Origin of the sequence: uncultured Methylobacterium sp., from assembly GCF_964251405.1 — a bacterium.
GTDB lineage: Bacteria > Pseudomonadota > Alphaproteobacteria > Rhizobiales > Beijerinckiaceae > Methylobacterium.
On record NZ_CAXUJR010000110.1, the window covers coordinates 6,820 to 11,172 of the forward strand.

2 protein-coding genes are annotated in these 4,353 nt (G+C 66.3%); both read left to right on the top strand.

Annotation, left to right across the window (positions count from 1 at the left end):
• Positions 1-243: 243 nt before the first annotated feature.
• A complete protein-coding gene (locus ACFE7U_RS15820; protein ID WP_375410677.1) occupies positions 244-1,086 on the top strand; it encodes a hypothetical protein in 843 nt (280 codons plus the stop codon).
• 484 nt (positions 1,087-1,570) lie between these two features.
• A partial coding sequence (locus tag ACFE7U_RS15825) for an ATP-binding protein (RefSeq protein WP_375410678.1) occupies positions 1,571-4,353 on the top strand: 2,783 nt, incomplete at its 3' end.

Genomic DNA, 4,353 nt, shown 5'->3' on the forward strand with positions numbered 1-4,353 from the left:
GTGCGTTCGGCCGCTGCGGCATGGCGCCGTCGGTGTCCCTCGGGCTGGCCCGCTCGTCTCAGTTGGACGCCGGGCCACCGATCCGCAGACGTCGGCCATGGGCGCGAAAGCGCTCGCCCTTCGCCTCGCCGATCTTTGTGCGCTCGTGCCAAAGCAGCTTTCGCATCGCATCTCTATCGAACATTAAAACTTACGATCCAAGCTGCACCGAGATGGCCGGCCAGGGCCGCCAGGAAACAAGCCGTGAGACACCTTTCCCTCGTTGCGGCCCTCGCGTTCATCGCTACACCGGCGCTTGCAGGGGGTGAGATACCGTTCGAGACAACCAAGGGCTGGGACATCGAGCGATCGCCCCCCGGTCCGAACGGCTCCTCCTGTCTGATGAGCAAGACATACAAGGATCCCGACGACAACGACGCTGTGAACGCCCTGGTCTTCGCGCTAGCGGACGACAAGGCGGTGATGACGTTCGTTTATGAGCACTGGACCTGGGATAAGAACGAGAAGATCCGCGTGCCGCTCATGCTGGATAAGCGGGTCGCAATCGCCAAGTCCGCATGGACAGGCGACGGGACGAGCCTGACGGCGACGGTCCCGGCTACCCTGGTGCCGAACATGTTGGCCGCCAAGAAGATGATCCTGAAGCTGGATGGCGCCGACGCCGACTTCGACCTCGCCGGCTTTCCCGAGGCCTACGAATCCTTGCGTCGTTGCGACGCCACGCCAGCTCAGATCGTCCAAGCCGCAAAGAGGCCGGCAACGCCTCCAGAGTCGCACATCAAGACTTTCTACCTGGGCAGCATGGTCGAGGCCGCCATCAAGGAATGTGACGTGCCAACGAACGGGAGGCAGCGCACTGCTTTCGACGCGAAGCTCGCGGTGTTGCGCAAGGAGATGGGCGATATCGAGGCTCAGATTCGAGACGCGGTCGCCAAGCGTCCCGAGCCCCGTTGTCCCTCGGAGAAAGATGCGCCCAAGCTCCTCGTGACGATCCAGGATTTTATCGACAAATCGCCTGACGAATTTATGGCTGCCGTGGAGAAGCGCGCGGCTGACGAAGCGGCAGGGCAACCCCCGAAGCTCTGATCACGACACTCGCCCTCCGAACGTGTCGCTCCCGCTGCCGGAAGCGACCAACGGCACGCTCACTCTGATCGCCGCCCGCTCGGCCTGACCCGGACCTGGCGCGGGCAGGGCGAGCGGCCGTGGCGCTCCTCGAAGGCCGGGATCGTCACCACCGGCCCGAGGCGCCTCGATGCGAGCCCGCGGGCGCTGATCGGCGCTCTCGACCGCGAGCTCACCGGCCCGCAGATGGCCGCCATGGACGCCCGCTTCGGCCGCGGCCGCGTCCTGCCGGCACGGGCCGGGCTCACGGACACCCGAACCGTCAGAGAGCCAATCGCTTCTCCCGAATCGACAGAACCTCCGGGCGCGGGACCTGTCCGCGCGCGGTGGTCCGGTTCGCAGTCCGCACAGGGTCGGGACCAAGTAGGCCTATGTGCAAATTCTTTAAGCGGAGCTGCGAACATCGTCGTGCGATGACGCGGTGCCGGAAATCCTATCGATGCTCATGAGCCGGCGCGTGGCCCATCTGCCCTCTGGGGCGGATTCACGGTTTCAACGAGATCGCGCAGCGGGAGCCCCCGAGGAGCAGATCGTCAAGGTGCTCTGCGGCCTCGTCGCCTGCCTGGCCCTCGCCGTCCTCCTCGGCTGGCTGATCGACCATGATGGGCTACGAAGCGTGCTGCCCGGCCTCACGACGATGAAGGCCAACACGGCACTCGGTCTTCTGGTCCTCAGCGTCGGATTGGGAAGCGTTCGTGCCTGTCCGGACCGGACCGCGACACGTGCCTGGACGGGGCTCGCCGCCGGCCTGCTGGTGCTCGCTCTGGGTCTTGCAACCCTGGCCCAATACATCCTGCGCATACACCTTGGCATCGACGAGCTGCTGTTTCGTGACCCGGACACGACGTCGGCCCCCTTCAACGGACGAATGTCGCCCGCGACGGCGCTCAGCTTCGTCTGTCTCGGTGCCGCAACGCTCGTTCTGCACCTGGCACGCGGCAGGGGCGTGCTGCTCGCGCATTGCGCGGCCCTGTTGCCGGCGGCCATCGGAGCGCTCAGCATCATCGGCTACGCCTATGGGGTGGAGCGGCTCTACAACTTCGGGCCCTATGTCTCGGTCGCCCTTCACACGGCCGCCGGCCTCTGTGTCCTGTCTCTCGCGGTTGTGCTGAGACGTTCCGACGAGGGCTGGTACCGTCCCCTGGTGGGCCTGCCCATCGCCCGCACGGTCCTCTCGCGGCTCCTGCCTTGGGCCGTCGTGTTGCCGTTCGTGGCTGGCTTCCTCGTCCTCGGGGGCGTCAGGCTGGGGCTCTACGACCCGCTTTTCACGCCCGCCCTCTTGGCGGTCGCGACCACGGGGATGTTCGTCTGGCTCTCCTTCGCCGCGGCGAACGGCGCAAGACGGGCCGAGCTGGCCCTCCAGGGTAGCCAGGAGCAGTTTCGCGTCTTCGCCGAGGCCGTACCGAACCAGATCTGGGCAGCGAATCCCAATGGCGAACTCTACTGGCTGAACGGCCACGTCCCGGCCTATAGCGGCCTACCGTTCGCCGATCTCATCGGCTCCGGGTGGAGCAGCATCGTTCATCCCGACGATACCCAGAGCGCTGGTCGAGCCTGGAGTGCCGCCCTCAGTTCCGGAACACCCTACGAAACGGAGTTCCGGATCCGACGGTTCGACGGCGCCTATCGTTGGTTCCTCGTCCGGGCCGAGCCGGTCCGCGCGGCGGACGGGTCGATCGCCCAGTGGGTCGGCACGAGCACCGACATCGAGGATCGGAAGCGCACCTTCGACGAACTCGAAGATCTCAATGCCTCGCTCGCACAGCGTGTGGCGGATCGGACGCACGAGGCCGACGAGGCGCGGCAGCAGGCCGAAGAGGCGAGTCAGGCAAAATCGGATTTCCTGGCCTCGATGAGCCACGAGATCAGAACGCCGCTCAACGGCATCATCGGGTACTCGGACCTGCTGCTGGATCAGCCGGAACTCGGGTCGACCTCCCGCCAATATGTTCAGCGCGTCCAGTACTCGGGCACGACCTTGCTGACGGTGGTCAACGACATTCTGGACTTCTCCAAGATCGAGGCCGGGCAGGTCGAGCTCGACCCGGAGCCCTTCCGCGTCGAGGCGCTGATCGCCAACACCGTCTCGATCGTGCAGGGGCTTGCCGACGCCAAGCACCTCTCCGTCATGGTCGACGTCGATCCGGGCATCCCGGCCGTCCTTGTCGGCGACCAGAACCGGCTCCGGCAGATCCTGCTCAACCTCCTCAACAATGCGATCAAGTTCACCGCGAGCGGGCAGGTGACGCTGACGATCCGCCTGCTTGCCTCCGGGCCCGACGAGACCCGGCTCCACTTCGCCGTGACCGATACCGGCATCGGCATCCCCGAGGACAAGCGTGCCAGGCTGTTCCAGCGCTTCAGCCAGGTGGACGGTTCGATCACGCGCGATTTCGGCGGAACGGGCCTCGGACTCGCGATCTCGAAGAGCCTCGTCGCCCTCATGGCGGGCGAGATCGGCGTCGACAGCGCGATCGGCGAAGGCTCGACCTTCTGGTTCACAGCGCGCCTGCAACCCGGCACCGAGGCGCTTCTGTGGCGCGAGGCCGTCGCTGCGCCGCCCACTGTCGCCACCGGCCTGACGATCCTCCTCGCCGAGGACGTAGAGATCAACCAGGAGCTCGCTCGCTCGATCCTCGAGCGGGCCGGCCACCGCGTCGAGGTTGCCGGCGATGGGGCCGCCGCCGTCGCAGCAGTCCTGGCGCGGGACTTCGATCTCGTGCTCATGGACGTGCAGATGCCGGTGATGGACGGCATCACGGCGACGCGGCACATCCGCGCCCTCTCGGGCGTCAAGGGGAGGGTGCCCATCATCGCACTGACGGCGAATGTCCTTCCGGCCCAGGTGGCACAGTTCCGTGCCGCCGGGATGGATGATCACGTCGGAAAACCGTTCCAGCGCGACGTGCTTCACGCCGTCGTCGCACGTTGGAGCCCGCTGCCTATCGGCGGACAGGCCTCCCCCGCGACTGACAACGCGGCGGATGCATGCATCGTGGATCGCACCATCTACGAGGGGTTCTTGAGCGATGTCGGCCCGACGGCGATGGCGTCACTGCTGGGCAAGCTGCAACGCGATCTGTCCGAGCGGCTCGCCGGGGTCGCAAGTCGAGCGGCGATGCTGGACCGGCAGACCCTCGCACGCGAGGCGCACTCGACGATCGGAAGCACCGGGACATTGGGCTTTGTGGCTCTGTCGCAAGCGTGCCGCGAGCTTGAAGCAGCATG